Here is a 23,109-nt window from a genome sequence, read left to right on the forward strand (position 1 = left end):
CATCGCCGCCCAGCGGCACGGCTGCCCGCAACGGCACCCCGCTTGTCCTCCAGCCGCCTACCTCACCGGCGCCTTCGCCCGCAGTACCGTCAGGAACTCCCGCATCCACGCCGAGTGGTCCGGCCACGCCCGCGACGACACCAGCGTGCCGTCGACGACCGCCTCGGCGTCCTGGAAGGTGGCGCCCGCCGCCTGCATGTCGAGTTCCAGGGCGGGATACGCCGTGACGCGGCGCCCGCGCAGGCCGTCGATCGCGGCCGTGAGCAGAGGGCCGTGGCAGATCTGGGCCACGGGCTTGTCCGCGTCGAAGAAGGACTTGAGGATCTTGCGCAGCTCGGGGTCGTTGCGGAGGTACTCGGGGGCGCGCCCGCCGGGGATGACGAGGGCCGCGTACTGGCCGGGGTCGACCTCGGCGAAGGCCAGGTCGGCGGGCCAGGTGTAGCCGGGCTTCTCGGTATAGGTGTCGAAACCGGGTTCGAAGTCATGGACGACGAACCGGAGCTTCTTGCGGGTCGGGGCCGCGATGTGGACGTCGTAGCCCTCCTCGCGCAGGCGCTGGTAGGGGTACAGGACCTCCAGCGATTCCGCCGCGTCGCCGGTGACGATCAGGATTTTGGCTGTCATGTCGGCAACGTGCATGCGAAACAAGCACTTGGCAAGAGGGCGGGGGACTGTGCAGAACGTCAAAGTTCGACCCCCGGTTTTGTACACATACGGCTCATGACGGGCCCCCTGTGAGGAGCGATAGCCTTGGTGGCGTGATCAGCGCGATATCTCGCGGGGGCACCGTTGCCCCTGCCCTGCGCCCGGTGAGCACGGACGACATCCGTGTCCGGGCGTCAGTCGCTGGTCCGCGCGGGCGGGACGGAGGTGCGGAACCCTCCAGGGCGCCGCGCGCACCCCATGACAGGGCCTCCCGGAGAGCAGCGTCACACCTTTCGAGGGCGTCGACATTGGCTGATATCACCCCGCCCATCCCACCTTGCGGCATAGCGTCGGAGCGGACCGGACACCCCGGGCCGTGGCGTAGAGCCGCAGGGGAAGGCACCGTACTTCCTTCAACGTCACGCAACGGCGCGCGACAGGAGCCAGAGGACAATGCAGACCAAGCTGGACGAAGCCAAGGCCGAGCTGCTCGAAAGGGCCGCACGGGTTGCTGAGAACAGCCCGGTCGGGGGGCACCTACCGACCGGGACGGCGGACGAGGGCACCCCGGACCGGGAATCCGTGCTCGCGTTCCTCCAGCGCTACTACCTGCACACCGCCCCGGAGGACCTCACCGACCGCGACCCGGTCGACGTCTTCGGAGCCGCCCTTTCGCATTACCGGCTGGCCGAGAACCGGCCACAGGGCACGGCCAATGTGCGGGTCCTCACCCCCACAGTGGAGGAGAACGGCTGGGCGTGCAGTCATTCGATCGTCGAGGTCGTCACCGACGACATGCCCTTCCTGGTCGACTCCGTCACCAACGAGCTGACCCGGCAGGGACGCGGCATCCATGTCGTCATCCACCCGCAGGTCGTCGTCCGGCGTGACCTGACCGGACAGCTCATCGAGGTGCTCCCGCAGCGCCCGAGCGGCGACCGCAGCGCGCTTCCGCACGACGCGCACACCGAGTCCTGGATCCACGTCGAGATCGACCGCGAGACCGACCGCGCCGACCTCAAGCAGATCACCGCCGATCTGCTGCGGGTGCTGTCGGACGTCCGGGAGGCCGTCGAGGACTGGGAGAAGATGCGCGAGGCAGCGCTGCGCATCGCCGAGGACCTGCCCGCCGAGCCCACCGCCTCCGACCTGCCCGAGCAGGAGGTCGAGGAGGCCCGCGAGCTGCTGCGCTGGCTGGCCGCCGACCACTTCACCTTCCTCGGCTACCGCGAGTACCAGCTGCGCGAGGACGACTCCCTGGCCGCCGTGCCCGGCACCGGCCTCGGCATCCTGCGCTCCGACCCGCACCACGCGAGCGAGGACAGCCACCCCGTCAGCCCGTCCTTCGAGCGGCTGCCCGCCGACGCCCGGGCCAAGGCCCGCGAGCACCGGCTGCTGGTGCTGACCAAGGCCAACAGCCGGGCGACCGTGCACCGGCCGTCGTACCTCGACTACATCGGGGTGAAGAAGTTCGACGCGGACGGCAACGTCGTCGGGGAGCGGCGCTTCCTCGGACTGTTCTCCTCCGCCGCCTACACCGAGTCCGTCCGCCGGGTCCCCGTGATCCGCCGCAAGGTGGCCGAGGTGCTCCAGCGCGCCGGGTTCTCGCCCAACAGCCACGACGGCCGCGACCTGCTCCAGATCCTGGAGACCTACCCGCGCGACGAGCTCTTCCAGACCCCGGCCGACGAGCTCCAGTCCATCGTCACGTCCGTCCTCTACCTCCAGGAGCGGCGCCGGCTGCGCCTGTACCTGCGCCAGGACGAGTACGGCCGCTACTACTCCGCCCTCGTCTACCTGCCCCGCGACCGCTACACCACCGGCGTCCGGCTGCGGATCATCGACATCCTGAAGGAGGAGCTCGGCGGCATCAGCGTCGACTTCACCGCCTGGAACACCGAGTCGATCCTCTCCCGGCTGCACTTCGTCGTCCGCGTCCCGCAGGGCACCGAGCTGCCCGAGCTCAGCGACAGCGACAAGGAGCGCATCGAGGCCCGCCTCGTCGAGGCCGCCCGCTCCTGGGCCGACGGATTCGCCGAGGCCCTCACCGGTGAGCTGGGCGAGGAGCGCGCCGCCGAACTGCTGCGGCGCTACGGCAACGCCTTCCCGGAGGGCTACAAGGCCGACCACACCCCGCGCGCGGCCGTCGCCGACCTGTGCCACCTGGAGCAGCTCACCGAGGACAGCAACTTCGCCCTGAGCCTGTACGAGCCGGTCGGCGCCGCCCCCGAGGAGCGCCGCTTCAAGATCTACCGCAAGGGCGAGGCGGTCTCCCTGTCCGCCGTCCTGCCGGTGCTCAGCCGCCTGGGCGTCGAGGTCACCGACGAGCGGCCGTACGAACTGCGCTGCGCGGACCGTACGGCCTCCTGGATCTACGACTTCGGTCTGCGCATGCCCAAGGCGCAGAACGGCGCCGGGGACTACCTCGGCGACGACGGCCGCGAGCGGTTCCAGGAGGCCTTCGCCGCCACCTGGACCGGCAAGGCGGAGAACGACGGCTTCAACGCCCTCGTGCTGAGCGCCGGGCTGACCTGGCGGCAGGCGATGGTGCTGCGGGCGTACGCCAAGTACCTGCGGCAGGCCGGGTCGACGTTCTCGCAGGACTACATGGAGGACACCCTCCGCAACAACGTCCACACCACCCGCCTGCTCGTCTCGCTGTTCGAGGCGCGGATGTCGCCGGACCGGCAGCGCGCCGGACACGAGATCGTGGACGCGCTGCTGGAGGAGGTCGACGCGGCGCTCGACCAGGTCGCCAGCCTCGACGAGGACCGCATCCTGCGCTCCTTCCTGACGGTCATCAAGGCGACCCTGCGCACCAACTTCTTCCAGGAGGCGCTCGGCGGGCAGCCGCACGACTACGTGTCCATGAAGTTCGACCCGCAGGCCATCCCCGACCTCCCGGCCCCGCGCCCGGCGTTCGAGATCTGGGTGTACTCGCCCCGCGTCGAGGGCGTGCACCTGCGCTTCGGCAAGGTCGCGCGCGGTGGTCTGCGCTGGTCCGACCGGCGTGAGGACTTCCGGACCGAGATCCTGGGCCTGGTCAAGGCGCAGATGGTGAAGAACACCGTCATCGTGCCGGTCGGCGCCAAGGGCGGCTTCGTCGCCAAGCAGCTGCCCGACCCGGGCGTGGACCGGGAGGCGTGGCTGGCCGAGGGCATCGCCAGCTACAAGGTGTTCATCTCGGCGCTGCTCGACATCACCGACAACATGGTGGCCGGCGAGGTCGTCCCGCCCGCCGACGTCGTACGGCACGACGAGGACGACACCTACCTGGTCGTCGCCGCCGACAAGGGCACCGCCACCTTCTCCGACATCGCCAACGGGGTCGCGGAGTCGTACAACTTCTGGCTGGGCGACGCCTTCGCCTCCGGCGGCAGCGCGGGCTACGACCACAAGGGCATGGGCATCACCGCGCGCGGCGCCTGGGAGTCCGTGAAGCGGCACTTCCGGGAGCTGGACGTCGACACCCAGACCGAGGACTTCACGGTCGTCGGCATCGGTGACATGTCCGGAGACGTGTTCGGCAACGGCATGCTGCTCAGCGAGCACATCCGCCTGGTCGCCGCCTTCGACCACCGGCACATCTTCATCGACCCGACGCCGGACGCGGCCACCTCGTACGCCGAGCGCCGCCGCGTCTTCGAGCTGCCGCGCAGCTCCTGGGCCGACTACAACACCGAGCTGATCTCGGCCGGTGGCGGCGTGTTCCCGCGTTCCGCCAAGGCCATCCAGCTCAACGCGCACATCCGCGAGGCCCTCGGCATCGAGGGCAAGGTCTCCAAGATGACCCCGGCCGACCTCATGAAGGCGATCCTGAAGGCGCCGGTCGACCTGCTGTGGAACGGCGGCATCGGCACGTACGTGAAGTCGAGCGCGGAGTCGCACGGGGACGTCGGCGACAAGGCCAACGACCCGATCCGTGTCGACGGCGCCGACCTGCGGGTCAAGGTCGTCGGCGAGGGCGGCAACCTGGGGCTGACCCAGCTCGGCCGGATCGAGTTCGCGCTGCACGGCGGCAAGATCAACACCGATGCCATCGACAACAGCGCGGGCGTGGACACCTCCGACCACGAGGTGAACATCAAGATCCTGCTCAACGGCCTGGTCACCGAGGGCGACATGACGGTGAAGCAGCGCAACAAGCTGCTCGCCGAGATGACCGACGAGGTCGGCCACCTGGTGCTGCGCAACAACTACGCGCAGAACACCGCGATCGCCAACGCCCTCGCCCAGTCCAAGGACATGCTCCACGCCCAGCAGCGCTTCATGCGCCACCTGGTCAGGGAGGGCCATCTCGACCGGGCCCTGGAGTTCCTGCCCACCGACCGCCAGATCCGCGAGCGCCTGACCAACGGCCAGGGTCTGACCGGCCCGGAGACGGCGGTGCTGCTGGCGTACACGAAGATCACGGTCTCCGACGAGCTGCTGCACACCTCGCTGCCCGACGACCCGTATCTGCGCACCCTGCTCGACGCGTACTTCCCGAGCGCGCTGCGCGAGCGGTTCCCCGAGCAGATGCACGGCCACCCGCTGGCCCGCGAGATCATCACGACCGTCCTCGTCAACGACACGGTCAACACGGGCGGTACGACCTACCTGCACCGCCTGCGCGAGGAGACCGGCGCCTCCCTGGAGGAGATCGTCCGGGCGCAGACCGCGGCCCGCGCGATCTTCCGCTCGGCCGCCGTGTGGGACGGGGTGGAGTCCCTCGACAACCGGGTCGAGGCCGCCGTGCAGACCCGTATCCGGCTGCACTCGCGCCGCCTCGTCGAGCGCGGCACCCGCTGGCTGCTCAACAACCGGCCGCAGCCGCTCCAGCTCGCCGAGACCGTCGAGTTCTTCGGCGAGCGCGTCGAGCAGGTGTGGTCGCAGCTGCCGAAGCTGCTCAAGGGCGCGGACCTGGAGTGGTACCAGCAGATCTACGACGAGCTGTCGGGCGCCGGCGTGCCGGACGAACTCGCCACACGCGTGGCCGGGTTCTCCTCCGCCTTCCCCACGCTCGACATCGTCTCGGTGGCCGACCGCAACGGCAAGGAGCCGCTGGACGTCGCCGAGGTCTACTACGACCTCGCCGACCGGCTGCACATCACCCAGCTCATGGACCGCATCATCGAGCTGCCCCGCGCGGACCGCTGGCAGTCCATGGCCCGCGCCTCCATCCGCGAGGACCTCTACGCGGCCCACGCGGCCGTGACCGCGGACGTCCTCGCGGTGGGCAACGGCACCTCCACGCCCGAGCAGCGCTTCAAGGCGTGGGAGGAGAAGAACGCGGCGATCCTCGGCCGGGCGCGCAGCACCCTGGAGGAGATCCAGGGCTCGGAGACGTTCGACCTCGCCAACCTGTCGGTGGCCATGCGGACCATGCGCACGCTTCTGCGGACGCACTCGTAGGCCGTACCCGCTCGTAGTGCGGTACGAGCAGCAGGGCGCCCCGGGCCGTGTACGGCTCGGGGCGCCCTTTTCTTGGCTTGCTTTAGGTAAAGGGAAGGGCCACGAATTACCGTTTCCCGTTAAGAGTTGTCCCGTGAATGCCTGGCTTGTCGGCGGCAGCGGTGCCGTGGTGAATTTCGCCGTCTTCAATGTGCTGCTGCACGGGAACGCGCTGCTGCCGGGTTCCGGCCGACAGGCCCTGGTGGCGTCGGTGCTGGCGAGCCTCGTCGCCGTCGGCGCGAACCACCTGCTCCTGCGCTCCCTCGCGCACCGCGACCACCGGGTGCGCCCCGATGAGCGGCCGGCGCTGTTCTTCGCCTTCCGCGGCATCGGGGTCGCGATGGAGAGCGGCCTGTTCTACGTCGGCTATCACGGCCTCGGCCTGCACGGGCCGCTCCAGTCGAACGCCGTGAAGGCCGTGTCCCTCGTGCTGGCCTCGGCCTTCCGGTTCCTCGTCCGCCGCACCTGGGCGGTGCCGCAGGAGGCGCTCAGCCGGTCCTAGACGGCTGCCTTCGGCTTCGGCCTGGGCTTCGGCTTCGTCGCTGTCTTGTCGCCGGTGAAGGCCTCGTACTCCTTCAGGACGTCCTCGGTCGGCCCGTCCATGCGCAGCTCGCCGCGCTCCAGCCACAGCACCCGGTCGCAGGTGTCGCGGATCGACTTGTTGTTGTGGCTGACCAGGAACACCGTGCCGGCGTGCTTGCGCAGCTCGCGGATGCGGGCCTCGGAGCGCTTCTGGAAGGAGCGGTCGCCGGTGGCGAGGGCCTCGTCGATGAGGAGGACGTCGTGGTCCTTGGCGGCGGCGATGGAGAAGCGGAGCCGGGCGCCCATGCCGGAGGAGTACGTGCGCATGGGCAGGGTGATGAAGTCGCCCTTCTCGTTGATGCCGGAGAAGTCGACGATCTCCTGGTAGCGCTCCTTGATCTGCTCGCGGGACATGCCCATCGCGAGGCCGCCGAGGTAGACGTTGCGCTCGCCGGTGAGGTCGCCCATCAGGGCCGCGTTGACGCCGAGGAGGGAGGGCTGGCCGTCGGTGTAGATGGCGCCGCTCTCCACGGGGAGCAGGCCCGCGACGGCCTTCAGCAGGGTCGACTTGCCGGAGCCGTTGGTGCCGATGAGCCCGATGGCCTCGCCCTTGTAGGCGACGAAGGACACCTTCTTCACGGCGTGCACCTTGCGCACCCCGGAGGCCTTCTCGGTCTGCTCGCGGCGCAGGATGCGGTTGAGGGCGGCGGTGGCGGAGCCCTTGCCGGCGCCGGTGCCGTTGACGCGGTAGACGATGTCGACGCGGTCGGCGATGACGGTGGGGGCGGGTGCCTGGTCGCTCACGGCGACGGGGACCCGGTCGTTGATGTTCGTGTTCTCAGCCACGGCCGTACGTCTCCTCAGCCTTCCAGAAGTAGATGAAGCCGCCGATGCCGGCGAGCAGGGCCCAGCCCGTGGCGATCAGCCACACGTGGGCCGGCAGCTGGCCGGCGTGGAAGCTGTCGATCAGCGCGAAGCGCATCAGATCGATGTAGACGGCGGCCGGGTTGGCCTGGAGGACGGGGACCACCCACGACGGCCAGTCGCTGTGCTTGCCGGCCAGCTGCTCGATGCTCCACATGACACCCGAGACGTACATCCAGGTGCGCAGGACGAACGGCATCAGCTGCGCGATGTCCGGGGTCTCGGCACCGAGCCTGGCCATGATCATCGAGACGCCGGCGTTGAAGACGAACTGCAGGGTCAGCGCCGGGATCACCAGCACCCAGGACACCGCCACCGGCACCCCGAAGCAGAGCAGGATCACGACCAGGGCGCACATGGAGAACAGCAGCTGCTGGAGCTGCTGGAGGCAGAAGGAGATCGGCAGCGCGGCCCGCGGGAAGTGCAGGGCCCGCACCAGGCCGAGGTTGCCGGAGATCGCGCGGGTGCCCGCCAGGATCGAGCTCTGCGTGAACGTCCAGACGAACACGCCCGTCACCAGGAACGGGACGTAGTCCGGCACGCCCTTCTTGGTGCCCAGCAGCAGGCCGAAGATGAAGAAGTAGACCGCCGCGTTCAGCAGCGGGTTCATCACCTGCCAGACCTGGCCGAGCTTCGCCTGGCTGTACTGGGCGGTGAGCTTGGCGGTGGAGAACGCGCTGATGAAGTGGCGCCGGGCCCACAGCTGGCGGATGTACTCGGGCAGGGTCGGGCGGGCACCGCTGACCGCGAGGCCGTGGCGGGCGGCTAGGGCCGCGAGGTCGGCCTCGACCGGGGGCGCCGGTGCCGAGGGCGGTGTGTGGAGGACCTGGCTCACATCCGCTGCTTTCACTTGGGGGGTACGGAGGGGTCGGCGCCCGGCGTTTCCTTACGCTTCTCTTTGCGTTCTCTTACGTCGGGACGGGACCGTATCGTCGCAACGTGAGCGTAGGCCGATTGCACGTCGGAACGCAACCGTTTCGTCGTAACGCCCTATGCTGGTCCGCATGACGACGAACGCCGACGAGCCTCAGACGCGTCCGCGCCGCCGGGCCCCCGCCGGGGCGGCCGTGCTGCGGGAGGACGTGACGGAATCCATCCGGGCGGCCGTCTTCGAGGAGCTCGCGGCCGTCGGCTACGCGCGGATGTCCATCGAGGGGATCGCGCGCCGCGCGGGCGTCGGCAAGACGGCGGTCTACCGCCGCTGGCGCTCCAAGCTGCACCTGGTGCTCGACGTGGTGTCGGCGCTCGCCGTGCAGGGCCTGCCGGCCCCGGACACGGGTGCGCTGGAGAGCGACCTGCGGCTGCTGTACGAGCTGACCTCGCGTGCCCTGCGGCACCCCGTGGCCTCGCAGATCCTGCCGGACCTCCAGGCCGAGGCGGCCCGCAACCCCGAGATCGCCGAGGCCGTGCAGAAGGCGCTGCGGGACGGGCAGGAGGGCGTCGCCAGCAAGATCATCGTGGCGGCGGGGCAGCGGGGCGAGGTGCGGGTGGGCGCCGACGACGCGCTGGCCCTCGACCTGATCTCCGGGCCGCTGTACTGGCGGTCGGTCGTGATCCGCAGCCCGAAGCTGCCGAAGGGGTACCTGGACGCGCTCGCGCGGGCGACGGCGGCCGCGATCAAGGCGCTGTAGCGGTCAGCGCTGTAGGGGGGCAGGGCTCGGGGCTGTAGGGCGCGGGGCTGTAGTGGCTCAGCGCTGTGGAGCGGCCCGCGGTGCGGGCAGCTCCGAAGCGCGGATCTCGGCCTTTCCGTCCCCGCCGGTCCGGATCAGCCCGGCGCGCCGGAGCCGGGACAGGGCCCGGGCGACCGGGACGCGGGTGATGCCGAGCAGATCAGCGGGTTCGCGCTGCGAGCGGGCGCCGGTCGCGGGCCCGCCCCGGGGCTGAGCCCCTCGTACGGGGCCGGGCCCTATGAGCCCCTCGTACGGGGCCGGGCCCTAGGGCGTGTTTTAGAACTCGCTGACCTGCTTGGTGGGCCGTCCGGGGAAGTCGCGGGCGGCCACCGCGAGCGGCGGTGAGTGACCAGGCAGGCGTCTGAACACACGGCATCCACGCGTCCGCCGTCCCCGCAGGACGACGGACACGCGGATGCCGTACAGGCCCAACGGCCCGGGTGGGTTGCCCTCACCGGCCCATGACGGGCCACTCGGCAAGGGCGACCGTGAGCAATGCGACGGCCGGCAAGGCGCAGGCGCAGGGCCCGACTCCTGAAGGCCGCGAGGAGGCTGGTGACCACGATGTTCTGGTACGACCACGATCCCAGCGGCTGGGGCTGGTTCGCCATGTCGGCCGGCATGATCGTCTTCTGGGCGCTGCTCATCGCCCTCGGCGTCCTGCTCTTCCGCGCCCTGGCCCGCACGGACCACACCGGGGCGACGACCGGCACCCCTTATTCCCGTCCCGAGGAACTGCTCGCCGAACGCTTCGCCCGCGGCGAGATCGACGAGGACGAGTACCACCGGCGCCTGACCGTCCTGCGGGGACGCACCGGCGACCGCACTCGGCTGGACAAGAGCTGACCGGGGCCGGACAGCGCCTCGTGCCGACCGCGTCAGGCATGATCGAGCCGTGACGCCGACCGCGTTGCGCCCCGTGCCGGTGCCACCGAGGAAGGCCGACGATGATCCTCCCGAAGATCAGGGACCCTCGCTTCGTGACGATCCGCCGTGGTGGCACCCTCACTGATTCCGATCACCATCTCCTCGCCCTGTGGGCGGCGGCCTGCGCGGAACACGTCCTGCACCTCTTCGAGGCGGCCCGGCCCGGGGATCCTCGGCCACGTCAGGCGATCGAGCACGCCCGCGCCTGGGTGCGCGGCGAGGTCAGGATGATGCAGGCCCGGGCGGCGGGCGGCCATGCCATGGGCGCGGCTCGCGATCTGCGGGGCGCTGCCCGGCATGCCGCCTACGCCGCCGGCCAGGCCGGGGCCGTCGCCCATGTCGCCGCGCACGAGCTCGGTGCGGCGGCCTATGCGATCAAAGCCGTACGCGCTGCCGCGCCCGAGGGGGAGAGCGAGGCCGCAGGGCGACGCGAATGCCAGTGGCAGCGCGACCGGCTTCCGCAGGAGATACGCGAACTCGTCCTCGACGACCAGCGCTGCCGGAACGACATCTGCTGGTCGGTGTTCGACTGCTGATCCCGTGCCGCGTGGGTGTTCTCGCGGAGGAGGGGCGCGACAGCTCGGGCCGCGAGACCTCGGTCGGCCAGACCGGCCGCTCTGCGTGTCCGTCGCCCCACGGGGCGTGAGACGCATCCGACCGCCACTTCCGCGCCGAAGTACCGATCAGGACGCGCATCCGAACGGAAGGCAGGGCCGTCCCCCGCGCAGCGCCCGGACGGAGGAACCGCGATGCCGAAGAAGACGAAGAGCAGCGCCAGGAGCGAGAAGTTCTCCCGGGGCGACGAGGTCACCTGGAAGAGCCACGGCGGCACCGCCGAGGGCACGGTCGTCCGCAAGCTCACCCGGCGCACCGAGGTCGCGGGCCGCACCGTGGACGCCTCGCCGGACGAGCCGCAGTACGAGGTGCGCAGCGCCAAGTCCGGCGAGACCGCGGTCCACAAGCCGTCCGCGCTGCGCAGGAAGTGAGCACGGGCCCCGGTGCAGACGTGGAATGCCGCGTCGCCGGCCCGTGTCCGACAGGGAGGAGCAACCATGCTGACGGTGGTCCGGGAGCAACTGGGCCGGGCTCTGTTCCGGCGCGTCGCGGGCCCCGACGGACCGGTGAACCGTGCGCGCATCCACGACACCCCAGGCCCGCGCTGGTTCGCCCCGGACCGCCCCATCCGCACGGTGCACGGCGACGCCTCGATGTTCATCGGGGGCCTGAGCGCACTGCTGCTGCAGTCCCTGCATCCGCTCGCCATGGCGGCGGTGGCCGGGCACTCCGGTTTCCGCGGCGACCCGTGGGGCCGCCTCCAACGCACCAGCACCTTCCTGGCCGTGACGACATACGGCACCGCCGACGACGCCCAGCAGGCCGTGGACCGCGTCCGCGGCATCCACGACCACATCCGTGGGACGACCGCGGAGGGTGTGCCCTACCACGCAGCCGACCCGCACCTGCTCACCTGGGTCCACATCGCCGAGACGGACAGTTTCCTGCGCGCCCACGAACGCTACGGAGCCCGACCGCTGGATGCGGTCGCCTACGACGCCTACGTCGCCGACACCGCACGCGTCGCCGAAGCCCTGGGCGTCGTCGACCCGCCACGCGACCGCCGTGAGCTGTCCGAGCGCCTGTCCGTGTACTGCCCGGAACTGCGCGCGACCCCCGAGGCGCGCTCCGCCGCTCGCTACCTCATGCTGCAACCCCCGCTCCCGCTCGCGGCACGCCCCTTCTACGGCGGCCTGGCCGCCAATGCCGTCGCCCTCCTCCCTCCTTGGGCACGCACCATGCTCGGGCTTCCGCACCTGCCCCTCGTGGAGAGCCTCGCGGTACGTCCCGCGGGCCAGATGCTGACCCGCACCATCCGCTGGGCCATGACCCCACCTCCGCCTGCCTCACCCGCCCGCCCCTGAGACGGTGACGAAATGAAGCCGACAGTGAGCCGACTGAGCCGACCGAGCCGGCTCAGTCGACTCGGCTGACGAGGCGGTGCGCGAGGCGGAGCAGGTCGGCCGAGGCCAGCACCCGGCCGTCGAATCCCGGGAGGGGGACGTGGAGCGGCCGGGTCCAGCGGGCGGGGATCGCATCCAGCCCGTAGCGTGCCCCCGCGAGGCCCCCGGTCACCGCGGCGACGGTGTCCGTGTCGCCGCCGAGGTCGATCGCCGCGCGTAGCGCGCCTTCGAAGGTGTCGGTCGTGCGCAGCGCCCAGACGGCGGAACCCAGGCAGGGCCAGACGGCGCCGTTGAACTCGGTTGCCTGATCGGGGTGCCAGTCAGGCGCGAGGACGGTGGCGTAGCGGCTCCGGTGGTCGGGATGGACAAGAGCCAGGACGTCCGGGAGCGCGGCCAGGGGGTCGATGTCCTCGAACGTGACACGGACGAGCTCATGAAACACCGCCGTGCCTTCCCAGGCCGCGCGGTCACCGTGGGTGAGCGCGGCGATGCGGCGGGCCGCGTCCATGGTGGCTGCCCGGCCGGCGGCGGCGAAGCGGACCGCGGACGTCGAGGCCCGCATCAAGGCACCGTTGCCCGCCGCCCGTTGGTTGACCTGGAAGTGAACGGCGGCGGCGAGGTCCCAGGGCATGCCGTTGGTCAGGACGTCCTCGGTCTGCAAGCCGATGTCCTTGGGTTCTGCCGCCGCCCACCGCTGGAAACGGGCGAAGACGTCCGGCAGATCCAGCCCGCCCCGCTCCAGGAGCGACTCGGCGATCAGCACGGCCATCTGCGTGTCGTCCGTGGCCTCCCCGGGGTCCCAGCCACCGCCTCCGCACATCTCGCCCCCGGCACCGGGCGTGGGAAACCGCGCGGAGAACGCTCCCGGGGGCCCGAACTCGAAGGGGCCGCCCAGGGCGTCCCCCACCGCTGAGCCGATGACCGCGCCGGCGGCCCGCTGCATCCGATCCATCCGCGCAGGCTAGCTACCCTGCCCTGGTCCGGGCGGTCTACGTGATGGGGAAGTCGAAATACGTGTCCGGATAGGGCTCGTCGTCGAGTGTGTAATGCCACCACTCGCGCTCGTACGCGCTGAAACCGCAGGTCTCCATGAGAGAGCGCAGGCGCCGGCGGTTGCGTGCTTCGGTGGGGGCGATTCCTTGTGCGCCATGGTGGGAGACGGGATCCATCAGGTCGTGGTCGCCGCCCATGGGAAGGAGTTCACCCGTGGCGAGGTCATAGAGGGTGAGGTCGACGGTGCTGCCCCTGCTGTGGCCCGACCTGGCGGCGACATACCCTTTCTCGAACATCTCGGCCCTGCCGATACGGGGATAGTGCCGCGGCTTCGTCCGGCCGTCCTCCGGCTGCCGGGACCAGCGCAGAAAGCAGTCCACGGCGTGCTGCGGCCGATAGCCGTCCCAGAGCAGCAGCCCGAACCCGAGGGCCGCGGCCTTCTCCTGCGCCCTCTGGAGGGCCGCGCACAGAGCCCGCGTACCGACGACCCGGTTGACCAGGTAGCCGTCCACCGGTTTGCCGGTGAAGTTGTCCCACGTGGCGTACTTGGCATCCCAGCGTATTCCGGGTGCCAGGTCGTCCACGAAGACGAAGTCGTCCTGCCTCGACGCCACCGGTGTCATTGCATCTTCCCCGTCAAGGCGAGGGAGACCGCGTGGTCGATCACCGCGGAGAGCGGCAGACCGGCGGCGGCCATCATCCGCGGATAACGGCTGTAGGAGGTCATGCCGGGGAATGTGTTGACCTCGTTGAGGACGACGCGTCCGTCCTCCGTGAGGAACATGTCCACTCGCGAGAGACCGCTGCATCCCAGCGCGCGGTAGACGGCCGTGGCCGTTTCCTGGACGAGTCGCCGCGACGGTTCGGGGATGTCGGCGGGGACGATCGCCGTGGAGTTGTCGGAACCGTTCTCCGGGGTCTGCTCCTGATGGATCCTGAAGAACCCGTGCGAGAGGGCGATCCGGTCCACCTCGCCCGCGACGAGGTCCGCTCCGTTCCCGAGGATGGCGCAACCGATCTCGCTGCCTACGACCGCCTCTTCGATCACCACCTTCGAGTCGAACTGCCGCGCCGCGTCCACGGCACCCGGAAGTTCCTCCGCCCGGGACACCTTGGTGACGCCGAAGGACGATCCCGACCGGGCCGGCTTCACGAAGACCGGGTAGGGGAGGGAGGCGGGATCGATGGTTTCGCCCGCTGCGACGGTCCAGAAATCCGGTGTGGCGATTCCGGCGCTTCTGGCGACGACATAGGCGAGGGTCTTGTCCATGCACAGGGCGGAGCTCTGGATGTCGCAGCCGATGTAGGGGATGCCGGAGAGTTCCAGCAGGCCCTGCATCGCGCCGTCCTCGCCGAGTGTGCCGTGCAGCACGGGCAGGACGACGTCCAGACGGATCGTCGTGCAGTGCTCCCGCTCCAGGACGAGCAGTCCGTGCGTTTCGCTGTCCGGAGACAGGACGGCGGGGCGGGAGTCGAGATTCTCCCAGTCCGTGTCGGGGCCGTTGCAGAGTTTCCAGGAACCGTTCTTCGTGATCCCTATGTAGAACGGTTCGTATTTCTCGGGATCGAGATTCCGCGCCACCTCACGCGCGGACTTGACGGAGATGGGGTGCTCCTCGGAACGGCCGCCGAATACGATACCGATCTTGAGCCTAGCCATGCTGGTTCCCGCTTTCGAATGTCAGGCAATTGGTGAGGGAGTTCTGCACGGTGTCGCGCAGCGCGCGGTCCGTGTAGTAGGCGGTGTGCGGGCTGATGACGGCGTTCGGCAGCTCCTGCAGCCGCAACAGCGCTTTGCTTTCCAGGGGTTTGTCCCGGCAGTCGGCGTAGAAGATGCCTTCCTCGCCCTCGACGACATCCAGCGCCGCGCCGCCCAATCTGCCGTTTTCCAGTTCCTGGACGAGGGCGTCGGTGTCGATGAGCGCGCCGCGTCCGGTGTTGACGATCACCGCGTCGTCCTTCATCTGCGCCAGCCGCTGCCGGTTCAGCAGGTGGTGCGTGGCCGCGGTGAGCGGTGCGTGCAGTGTGACCAGGTCGCTGCGCCGCAGCAGTTCGTCGAGCGGAACGTGTTCGACGGCGGCCCCGGGGCGCTTCGCGGGACGCTTGTCGTGGGCCAGGATGCGGCAGCCGAAGCCGCGCAACCGGTCCATGACGGCCGCGCCGATACGGCCTGTTCCGATCACTCCGACCGTCAGATCGCGCAGTTCCTTTCCACGCGCCTCGCTCAGCCGGTAGTCGTGCAGATCGGTGCGGCGCACCATGGATTTCGCGTCCCGTAGCGCCATCAGCATGAGCATCAACGTGTAGTCGGCCACGCTGTCCGGCGAGTAGGAGACGTTTTCGACGAGGATGCCGACGCCGCCCGCGTAATCCACGTCGATGTGATTGCAGCCGATGCTCCGTGTGGAGATGTATTCCACTCCGGCTCGGCCGAGCGCACGCAGCGTGTCTCGGGTCACGGGTGTCTTGTGTCCGACGCTGACGCACCGGCTGCCGGAGGCCAGTTCGGTATTGGCCTCGGACACCGGTGCGGGGGTGATGGCCGGCCGCACACCGAGGCCCGGTGCGATTTCGCGGAACAGAACAGCTTCGTCCGGGCCGCACCCGTACACGGTGATGCGGGTCGTTTCGCTGTGGGTCATGCCGCCAGTCAAGGCGGCGCCTTGTTGCCGGAACGTATGGGGTTTTCGATATGCCCGCGATATGCCCGACTCCCTTGACTGGAGGCATGACTTGCACAGCACCCGGTATGACCTCCTGGGAATCGGAGTGATTCCGCTCAGCCTCGGCGAGATCGCCGAAATCGTCGGTGGAAAGGCCGCGGGCGACAGCTCCGTGACCGTGACCGCGCCGGCCGTGCTGGACAGCCGGCGCGCCCAGCCGGGCGGCCTCTTCGTCGCCTTCGTCGGTGACCACGCCGACGGCCATGACTACGCGGAACAGGCCGGGCGGTCCGGCGCCGTGGCCGTGCTCGGCTCCCGGCCCACACCCCTGCCCACCGTCGTGGTCGAGGACGTCCAGGTTTCGCTGCAGCTGCTCGCCGCCCATGTCGTGGCTCGGTTGCGCGCGGGGCTGACCGTCGTCGGGGTGACCGGCTCGCAGGGCAAGACCGGCACCAAGGACCTGCTGGCGGCCGTACTCTCGGGCGCCGGTCCCACGGTCGCCACGGTCGGCTCGCTCAACAACGAGCTCGGCGTGCCGCTCACCATGCTGCGCGCCCGGGCGGACACCCGGTTCCTCGTTCTGGAGATGGGCGCCCGCCATGTCGGCGACATCGCCGCGCTCACCGACCTGGTCGCGCCCGACGTCGCCGTCGTCCTCAACGTCGGCCAGGCCCACCTCGGCGAGTTCGGGTCGCGCGCCGCCATCGCCAGGACCAAGGGCGAACTGGTGCGGGGGCTGGTGCCCGGCGGCACCGCCGTCCTCAACGCCGACGATCCGGCGGTGGCTGCGATGCGCGCCCCCGCGGAGGGCCCGGTCGTGACCTTCGGCCGGGCGGCCCACGCCGGCGTCCGGGTACGCGGCCTGACCCTCGACAGGCTCGGCCGGCCGTCGTTCACCCTGCGGACCGCCGCCGCCTCGGCCCACGTCACGCTGCCGCTCGTCGGCGCCCACCAAGCGCTCAACGCGTCGGCTGCCGCGGCGGCGGCGCTGGCCGCCGGGGTGCCTCTCGATGCGGCCGGCGCGGCGCTGGCCACCGCCTCGCTGTCCCCCTGGCGGCTGGAGCGGCGCGACCTCGCCTGCGGGGCGACGCTGCTCAACGACTCCTACAACGCCAACCCCGACTCCACCCGTGCCGCCCTGGACGCGCTGGCCGCCGTCGCGGGCGGGCGCCGCATCGCCGTGCTGGGCGACATGCTGGAACTCGGCGACGACAGCGAGGCCGAGCACCGCGCCGTCGGGGCGTACGCCGCCGGCCGGGCCGACGTGGTGGCCGTCGTCGGCGAGGGCGCCTGGCCGATCGCCGACGGGGTGGGGGAGCGGGCGGTGGTCCTCGCCGACCGTGCCGCGGCCGTCGACTGGCTGCGCGGCTGCCTCACCGCCGGTGATGTGGTGCTGGTGAAGGCGTCCCGCGGGGCGCGCCTCGACGAGGTCGCCGCCGGGCTCGGGTAGTCGGCCGTGCGGTTCAGCGTCCGCGCCGGCTCATGTAGAGGTCGAAGGCCCGGTACACCAACGGCCGCAGCGGCAGGTCCCATTCGCCGACGTACCGCACCGCCTCGCCACCGGTGCCGGCCTTGAACCGGACCAGGCCGACGTGCGGGTCGTCGGCGTCGAGGGTGGGGGTGATGCCGCGCAGGTCGTAGACGTCGCAGCCGGCCGCCAGCGCGTCGCGGATCATCGCCCACTGGCAGGCGTTGGAGCCGCGCACCTCGCGCTTCCCGGTGGCGGAGGCGCCGTAGGCGTACACGGCGTGGGCCCCGACCCGGACCAGGACGGCGGCGGCTGCCAAGTCGCCCTGGTGGTGGGCCAGATAGAGCAGGATCCGCTCGGGGTCCTCGGCGCTCAGCTCCGCGAACATGGTCTCGAAGTAGCGCAGCGGCCGGGGGATGAAGCGGTCACGCTCGGCGGTGTGGACGTAGAGGTCGTGAAACGCCTTGAGGTCTTCCTGCCCTCCGGCGCTGACCGTGACCTCGACGCCTTCCTCGGCCGCCCTTCTGATGTTGCGGCGCCACTGCTGGTTCATGCCCTTGAGGAGTTCGTCCTCGGTTCTGCCCGCCAGCGGAACCTGGTACTTGAACTGCGGATGCCCGACCCCGAAACCGTCCCGCGGGTTCTGCGGCAGCCAGCCCGCGTCCTTGAGCCTGCTGCTCACGCGGGCGCCGACGGGGTCGCTCCACCGCGCCGGCAGATCGGTCAACCGCCGGATGTCCGGGTCGGCGACGCCCTGCTTCACCTGGGCGGCACTCCAGGTGTCCGTCACCACCGGCGGGCCGAGCCGGACGGCGAACGCGCCGTGCTCCTTGAGGTACGCCGCCAGCGGATCGAGCCACGCGCCGATGTCGCCGCTCCAGTCGATGACCGGGCCCTCGGGCAGATACGCCAGCGTGAAGCGGTCGAGCCGGGGCACCGGGCGGTGCAGGACGAGACCGGCACCCACCAGGCGTCCACCGTCGAACCAGCCGAGGGACTCGCTGCGCCACTCGGTCTTGACGCGGCCCCACGCCGGAGTCTGCAGAAAGCTGACCGACCGCTGGGCCCGCACGAATGCCCCGTGCTCGGCGGCGCTGATCGGCCTGACGACCGGGTACCCGGCTGTTGCTCGTACTGGTTCGCTGGAGAACATGCCCGCAGTCAAAGAGGCGGGGTGTTGTCCGGGCGTATGCGGTTCTCGATACGCGGACGATATGTGCCGCCTCATAGCTTTGACGCATGCGTGTCTTGATCGCCGAGGACGAGATTCGTTCGACACCGCACCCCGTGACCCGGCAGGGGCGGTGGTGACGGTGCACAGGCAGCCCGGCTTGAGCGTCCGCCTCAAACTCACCCTCAGCTATGCCGGGTTCCTCATGCTCGCGGGCGCCCTGCTGCTCGTCGCCGTCGGGGTCTTCCTCCTGCGGCAGGGATGGTTGCTGACCAATGAGTCGGGGGCCGTGCGGGTGACTCCGGGCACCCTCTTCGTGCGGGGTTTCGCCCCGACGGCGGCGGCGGTCACGGTCTTCCTCCTGATGTTCGGCCTCCTGGGAGGCTGGATCCTCGCCGGACGCATGCTCGCGCCGCTGGACCGCATCACCCACGCCACCCGCATGGCCGCGACCGGGTCCCTGTCCCACCGGATCCGCCTGCCGGGCCGCAAGGACGAGTTCCGCGAACTCGCCGACGCCTTCGACACGATGCTCGCGCAACTGGAGGCACACGTCGCGGAACACCGGAGATTCGCCGCCAACGCCTCGCACGAACTGCGCACCCCGCTGGCGATCTCGAAGACGCTCATCGACGTGGCCCGCGCCGACCCGGACCACGACACCGGCGAACTCGTCGAACGCCTCCACACCGTCAACACCCGGGCCATCGACCTCACCGAGGCGCTGCTCCTGCTCAGCCGCGCCAACCAGCGGTCCTTCCCCCGAGAACCCGTCGATCTGTCCCTCGTCGCGGAGGAGGCGGCGGAGACGCTCCACCCGCTCGCGCAGAAGCACGGCGTCACCGTCGAGACCAGCGGCGACATCGCCCTGACGAGCGGCTCACCCGCGCTCCTGCTGCAACTCACCATGAACCTCGTACACAACGCGATCGTCCACAACCTGCCGCAAGAGGGCACCATCCGGATCCGTACCGCAGTCCACCACCCCGCAGTGGTGCTGTGCGTCGAGAACTCCGGCGAGCACCTGCCCCCACACCTGGTCGCGACCTTCACCGAGCCCTTCCAGCGCGGCACCGAGCGCACCCACACCGACCAGGCGGGCGTCGGCCTGGGCCTGGCCGTCGTCGAGACCATCACCGAGGCACACGACGGAACCCTCACGCTCGCCCCACGCCCGGCCGGCGGACTGCGCGTCACCGTGGAACTGCCCGCGGCGGGCGGAGGGCGGGCCACTGTGCCCGGCCCTCCACCGTCGAGGGCCAGTTGAGGCCCGGAGCCGACCGGGGCGGCGGCACAGAGGTGCGTCCGGCCCGAACCGCCCGACGGGCCGGCATCACTCGATCGACTCCAGAATGCGGTCGAGCGTCCGGCGCCCCATGCTGCTCATCGCCGGATTGCTCTCGGCGTAGTACCAGATCAACCCCATGGCCTGCTGGAACGCCCACGCCTTGCCGCGCTCCCACTCCAGATCGTCACAGCCCAAGGCCCGTCGGAGCACGTCCCGCGGGCCGGGCTGCAACAGGTGCCAGGCGCCGACCAGATCCAGCGCGGGGTCGGCCGGGCCGTAGCCGCCGGTGTCGAGTACGCCGCCGAGCCGGCCTCCGGTGACCAGTACGTTGCCGGGGATCAGGTCGCCATGGCTCATCACGTCGGCACTCGTGCGGGGCAGCTCCCGGAACTGGGCCCAGAGGCGGCGCAGCCGGGGCACGTCGAGCAGCCCCTCGCTCTCCTCGAAGCACTCCGCCATCCAGGCGTCGTGGTGAGCGAGAACGCCGCCACGGTTGTCGCCGCTGAAACACCGGCCCCGTGTGTCGGCGCCCCGCAGCGCTGCGATGAAGACCGCCAGGTCCTCGGCGAAGGCCTCCGAGCCACTGCGGTCGGCATCCGAGGCGCCCGTTCCCGGCAGCCATGTCTGGACCGACCACGGCATCGGGTATCCCGCTCCCGGCTTTCCCAGGGCGACGGGTTTTGGCACGGGGAACCGGGACACCGCCGCCAGCTCTGCGCTCGCCTCGGCTTCCTTCTCCAGGACCGTCAGCGTCTCGGCGGCACCGGCCAGACGCAGGGGGAGACGCGCGGCGAGATCGTCCCCGATGCGGAAGACGGCGTTGACCGTTCCCGTCGACGACAGGCGGCGGATCGTCCTGCCGCTCCACTCGGGGAACTGCTCATGGACCAAGGCCGCAACGGTTTGGGTGGTCACGTCCACTTGGTCATCGTGCATGGTCATGCTCACACGCCCGTCCACTGGTTCGATCCGGAACCCCGGAAGCAGATCAGATCAACCGCGACGACAGCCACTCCTTATTGGCCGGGCTCCGCTTCGACCGCGTTTCACGTCGGTGCGCCGAGACGGCAGCCCCCGCTGGCCGAGCGGGCCCTGGGACGACTGACTGCCACGGCCGGCTGCCACGGCCGGCCGCCTCGCGGCTGAGAGGGCCGGCCGCGTGGCGCGTAGCATGACGAGCGTGGAGCTGCGCCAGCTGAGGTACTTCGTCGCGGTCGCCGAGGAACTGAACTTCGGCCGGGCCGCCGAACGCCTGCTGATCGCCGGACCCTCGCTGTCCCAGCAGATCAAGGCGCTCGAACGCGACCTGGGTGTCCGGCTGTTCGACCGGGACCGTCGCTCCGTCTCCCTCACTCCGGCGGGCGCCTCCCTCCTGCCGCACACCCGGGCACTGCTGGAGCAGGCCGATGAGCTGCGGCGCCGTGCCGGTCGGTTGTCGGCGTCGGAGTCGGTCCGGCTCGGTTACGTGAACTGGCTTCCCCCGGACCTGACAGCACGGACCGCCGCCGTGGCCAAGGTGCACATCGACGCCTGGGTCGCGCCGTCGCACGCGCAGGCCGCCCGGGTCGCCGACGGCAGTCTGGACGTGGCCGTGTGCTGGGTGCGCAACCAGGACCTGGCGAAGCTCGGACTGCGGGCCCGGCTGATCGGCGCCGCCCGGCTCTACGCGGTGGCGGTCGGCACTGACAGCGACGACATACCGGCGGGGGAGACCGACGTCCTCGTCGACGACGACCTGACCTCCTGGCGGTCGTGGAACGACTACGCCGCGGAACTGGCCCGCACCACAGGCGCCCGTGCGGTGCGCATCTCGGACGGCGCCGTCACCGGCCCGGCCTTCTTCGACCACGTCCGCCAGTGCCGCCGTCCGGTCGTCAACTCGCCCAAGGGGCAGACCGCGCCGCTGCCGCCGGACCTGGTGCGGCGGGAGATCGTGGGGCCGAAGGTGTACTGGACCTGGTCCCTGGTCTGGCGCGAGACGGAGGAGCGCGCCGAGGTTCTCGCCGTGGTCGACGCCTTGAGCGACGGCGTCGGCGACCTCGGCATCCACGCTCCGGACGCCTGGCTGCCCACCGACGATCCGTACCCGCGCCCGGCGTGACCTATGTCTGAAACCAAGGCGTCGCCAACCCGTTGATCCGCTCCTGCGCCGATGTGGCGACGGCCGCGTACCGCCACTGAGGTCAGCGCCGGTCGACGGCTACGCGCAGTCCGCGGATCGCATAACCGCCGATCTCGTCCTGGAAGGTGAGGCGGGGCGGTGTGAGCATGCGGACGTTCTCGAGGGCCAGGAGACGGCCGAGGAAGACGTTGGTCTCCATCAAGGCGAGGTCGGCACCCGGGCAGCGGTGCGGTCCGTCGCCGAAGGACAGGGCAGCCGCGTACCGGCCGGTTGTCGCGGGCCGGCCGGGCCGGATGGCGGTGGGGGCGGCTCCCACGGCCTGCGGGTCGGTGTTGGCCTCGTCCACGAGGATGTCGACGAGCGCGCCGGCGGGCACGGTGACCGGCCCGTTGGCGCCCGGCACGTCCAGTGCGCCGGTGGTCCTGCGCCGCAGACGTGCGACGGCGGGTTCCAGGCGCAGGATCTCGTGGATCACCGCCAGGCGTTCGGCCTCGCTTCCGGTCTCGTAGCGCTCGCGCAGCGTCTCGGCGGTGAACAGGTGCCATGCGGCGACGCACATGAACTCGCGGGTGGTGACCATGCCGGCAGCGGCGTAGGTGAGGCACTCGCCGAGGATCTCGGCGGTCGAGCACCCCTCGGCGAGAAGGTGCGAGATCAGGTTGTCGGCGGGCCGTTCGCGGTGGGCGCGGACGGCCGGGCGGACGTCGGCGAGGTAGATGCGCAGCCAGTTGGTGTTCTGGCGGAACAGCCAGCGGAGCCCGTGCCAACTGGTGAAACCGGGCTTGCCGAACTTCTCGGGGAAGAAGCGTTCCAGCCGGCGCTGGATGCCGGGTCTGCTGTGGGTCAGGCCGATCACCCCGCACGCCACGTCGATCGCGACACCGAAGGTGAGGTCCTCCAGCCATGCCTCACCCTCGGTCCGCAGGGTGTCCAGGTGGCGCTGCGTGACACGTTCGGTGAGGTCCCGGTAGTGCTCGTCCACGCGCCGGGGCGTGAAGTAGCGGGCGGTCTGGCGGCGGTGTTCCCGGTGTTCGAGCCCGTCCCGGTACAGCACGGGCCGCCGGACGCGGGCGGGCAGCTTCTCCACGGTCTCGATGCCCAGACCGGCCTGCACGGTGTCGGTGCTGCGCAGCAAGGCGCGCGCCGCCTGATAGCCGCGCACCTGCCACGTGCCGTCGTGGCCGTGGTCGATCGGGCAGCCGGGACCGCCGTGCTCCCGGCGGGTCTTCCGTACGTCGTGATCGGCTCGGTCCATCGACTGTCGCCTCCGGCTGGGATCGGTGTCTGTACCCGGGAGAAGGTCCGCTGTCAGGCTTCCGCGGTCG

Annotated in this window: 21 protein-coding genes; 10 read left to right on the top strand and 11 right to left on the bottom strand. The window is 70.6% G+C overall.

The genetic code is table 11. The features are described 5' to 3' along the window. Nucleotides 1-57: 57 nt before the first annotated feature. Nucleotides 58-624, bottom strand: coding sequence for a DJ-1/PfpI family protein (locus DI272_RS29815; protein ID WP_109501107.1), 567 nt, complete (start codon nucleotides 622-624; stop codon nucleotides 58-60). 474 nt (nucleotides 625-1,098) lie between these two features. Here DI272_RS29815 and DI272_RS29820 point away from each other — a divergent pair, with 474 nt between their 5' ends. Both DI272_RS29820 and DI272_RS29825 read left to right on the top strand, forming a co-directional pair. After that, nucleotides 1,099-6,039, top strand: coding sequence for an NAD-glutamate dehydrogenase (locus tag DI272_RS29820; RefSeq protein WP_109498299.1), 4,941 nt, complete (start codon nucleotides 1,099-1,101; stop codon nucleotides 6,037-6,039). Between the two features lie 133 nt (nucleotides 6,040-6,172). Beyond that, nucleotides 6,173-6,580: a GtrA family protein gene (locus tag DI272_RS29825; RefSeq protein WP_109498300.1), complete on the top strand. Its 408-nt coding sequence runs from the start codon at nucleotides 6,173-6,175 to the stop codon at nucleotides 6,578-6,580. Here the strand turns inward: DI272_RS29825 and DI272_RS29830 are convergent. Both DI272_RS29830 and DI272_RS29835 read right to left on the bottom strand, forming a co-directional pair. Then, a complete protein-coding gene (locus DI272_RS29830) occupies nucleotides 6,577-7,446 on the bottom strand; it encodes an ABC transporter ATP-binding protein (RefSeq protein WP_375138078.1) in 870 nt (289 codons plus the stop codon). The genes DI272_RS29825 and DI272_RS29830 overlap by 4 nt on opposite strands. Continuing rightward, nucleotides 7,439-8,359 (bottom strand): ABC transporter permease, encoded by a 921-nt coding sequence (locus DI272_RS29835; protein ID WP_109498301.1) that lies wholly within the window; start codon nucleotides 8,357-8,359, stop codon nucleotides 7,439-7,441. Before DI272_RS29835 ends, DI272_RS29830 begins: the two co-directional genes overlap by 8 nt. Nucleotides 8,360-8,528: 169 nt before the next feature. Here DI272_RS29835 and DI272_RS29840 point away from each other — a divergent pair, with 169 nt between their 5' ends. Continuing rightward, nucleotides 8,529-9,155: a TetR/AcrR family transcriptional regulator gene (locus tag DI272_RS29840; RefSeq protein ID WP_109501109.1), complete on the top strand. Its 627-nt coding sequence runs from the start codon at nucleotides 8,529-8,531 to the stop codon at nucleotides 9,153-9,155. A gap of 57 nt (nucleotides 9,156-9,212) precedes the next feature. Here the strand turns inward: DI272_RS29840 and DI272_RS46275 are convergent, their stop codons facing one another. After that, the gene (locus DI272_RS46275) at nucleotides 9,213-9,434 is read right to left on the bottom strand and encodes a helix-turn-helix domain-containing protein (RefSeq protein ID WP_109501110.1); all 222 of its coding nucleotides are present in this window, start codon (nucleotides 9,432-9,434) and stop codon (nucleotides 9,213-9,215) included. Nucleotides 9,435-9,758: 324 nt separating this feature from the next. On the opposite strand from DI272_RS46275, the gene DI272_RS29850 reads away from it, so the two are divergent. From DI272_RS29850 to DI272_RS29865, 4 genes are all read left to right on the top strand, one after another. Further along, entirely contained in the window at nucleotides 9,759-10,040 is a 282-nt protein-coding gene (locus DI272_RS29850; RefSeq protein ID WP_109501111.1) for an SHOCT domain-containing protein, read from the top strand. Nucleotides 10,041-10,141: 101 nt separating this feature from the next. Beyond that, nucleotides 10,142-10,657 carry a putative immunity protein gene (locus tag DI272_RS29855; protein WP_109498302.1) on the top strand — a complete coding sequence of 172 codons (516 nt, stop codon included), beginning with the start codon at nucleotides 10,142-10,144 and terminating at the stop codon, nucleotides 10,655-10,657. Between the two features lie 213 nt (nucleotides 10,658-10,870). Continuing rightward, on the top strand, nucleotides 10,871-11,107 hold the full coding sequence (locus DI272_RS29860; RefSeq protein ID WP_109498303.1) for a DUF2945 domain-containing protein: 237 nt from the start codon (nucleotides 10,871-10,873) through the stop codon (nucleotides 11,105-11,107). Nucleotides 11,108-11,173: 66 nt separating this feature from the next. After that, complete coding sequence (locus DI272_RS29865; protein ID WP_109498304.1) at nucleotides 11,174-12,040, top strand: oxygenase MpaB family protein; 867 nt, start codon at nucleotides 11,174-11,176, stop codon at nucleotides 12,038-12,040. Between the two features lie 52 nt (nucleotides 12,041-12,092). Here the strand turns inward: DI272_RS29865 and DI272_RS29870 are convergent, their stop codons facing one another. From DI272_RS29870 to DI272_RS29885, 4 genes are read right to left on the bottom strand one after another with little or no spacing between them, the layout of a single operon-like run. After that, nucleotides 12,093-13,031 carry an ADP-ribosylglycohydrolase family protein gene (locus DI272_RS29870; protein ID WP_109498305.1) on the bottom strand — a complete coding sequence of 313 codons (939 nt, stop codon included), beginning with the start codon at nucleotides 13,029-13,031 and terminating at the stop codon, nucleotides 12,093-12,095. A gap of 37 nt (nucleotides 13,032-13,068) precedes the next feature. After that, on the bottom strand, nucleotides 13,069-13,695 hold the full coding sequence (vanX, locus tag DI272_RS29875) for a D-Ala-D-Ala dipeptidase VanX (protein WP_109498306.1): 627 nt from the start codon (nucleotides 13,693-13,695) through the stop codon (nucleotides 13,069-13,071). Then, nucleotides 13,692-14,732, bottom strand: coding sequence for a D-alanine--(R)-lactate ligase (vanA, locus tag DI272_RS29880; protein WP_109498307.1), 1,041 nt, complete (start codon nucleotides 14,730-14,732; stop codon nucleotides 13,692-13,694). The genes vanX and vanA overlap by 4 nt, the downstream gene beginning before the upstream one ends. Next, entirely contained in the window at nucleotides 14,725-15,714 is a 990-nt protein-coding gene (locus tag DI272_RS29885; protein ID WP_109498308.1) for a D-isomer specific 2-hydroxyacid dehydrogenase family protein, read from the bottom strand. The genes vanA and DI272_RS29885 overlap by 8 nt, the downstream gene beginning before the upstream one ends. 127 nt (nucleotides 15,715-15,841) lie before the next feature. Between DI272_RS29885 and murF the strand changes: the two genes are divergently transcribed. Then, nucleotides 15,842-17,185: a UDP-N-acetylmuramoyl-tripeptide--D-alanyl-D-alanine ligase gene (gene murF, locus DI272_RS29890; RefSeq protein WP_109501112.1), complete on the top strand. Its 1,344-nt coding sequence runs from the start codon at nucleotides 15,842-15,844 to the stop codon at nucleotides 17,183-17,185. A gap of 13 nt (nucleotides 17,186-17,198) precedes the next feature. Here the strand turns inward: murF and DI272_RS29895 are convergent, their stop codons facing one another. Next, on the bottom strand, nucleotides 17,199-18,356 hold the full coding sequence (locus tag DI272_RS29895) for a peptidoglycan bridge formation glycyltransferase FemA/FemB family protein (protein ID WP_109498309.1): 1,158 nt from the start codon (nucleotides 18,354-18,356) through the stop codon (nucleotides 17,199-17,201). A 160-nt stretch (nucleotides 18,357-18,516) separates the two neighbouring features. On the opposite strand from DI272_RS29895, the gene DI272_RS29900 reads away from it, so the two are divergent. Next, entirely contained in the window at nucleotides 18,517-19,641 is a 1,125-nt protein-coding gene (locus DI272_RS29900) for a HAMP domain-containing sensor histidine kinase (protein ID WP_109501113.1), read from the top strand. 66 nt (nucleotides 19,642-19,707) lie between these two features. Here DI272_RS29900 and DI272_RS29905 read toward each other — a convergent pair whose 3' ends face one another. Further along, nucleotides 19,708-20,604 carry an aminoglycoside phosphotransferase family protein gene (locus tag DI272_RS29905; RefSeq protein ID WP_109498310.1) on the bottom strand — a complete coding sequence of 299 codons (897 nt, stop codon included), beginning with the start codon at nucleotides 20,602-20,604 and terminating at the stop codon, nucleotides 19,708-19,710. 229 nt (nucleotides 20,605-20,833) lie between these two features. Here DI272_RS29905 and DI272_RS29910 point away from each other — a divergent pair, with 229 nt between their 5' ends. Further along, on the top strand, nucleotides 20,834-21,763 hold the full coding sequence (locus tag DI272_RS29910) for a LysR family transcriptional regulator (RefSeq protein WP_109498311.1): 930 nt from the start codon (nucleotides 20,834-20,836) through the stop codon (nucleotides 21,761-21,763). 82 nt (nucleotides 21,764-21,845) lie between these two features. On the opposite strand, the gene DI272_RS29915 is transcribed toward DI272_RS29910, so the two are convergent. Further along, nucleotides 21,846-23,039: a cytochrome P450 gene (locus DI272_RS29915; protein WP_109498312.1), complete on the bottom strand. Its 1,194-nt coding sequence runs from the start codon at nucleotides 23,037-23,039 to the stop codon at nucleotides 21,846-21,848. Between the last annotated feature and the right edge of the window lie 70 nt (nucleotides 23,040-23,109).

This window comes from Streptomyces sp. Act143 (genome assembly GCF_003143935.1).
In the GTDB taxonomy this organism is placed as follows: Bacteria; Actinomycetota; Actinomycetes; order Streptomycetales; family Streptomycetaceae; genus Streptomyces.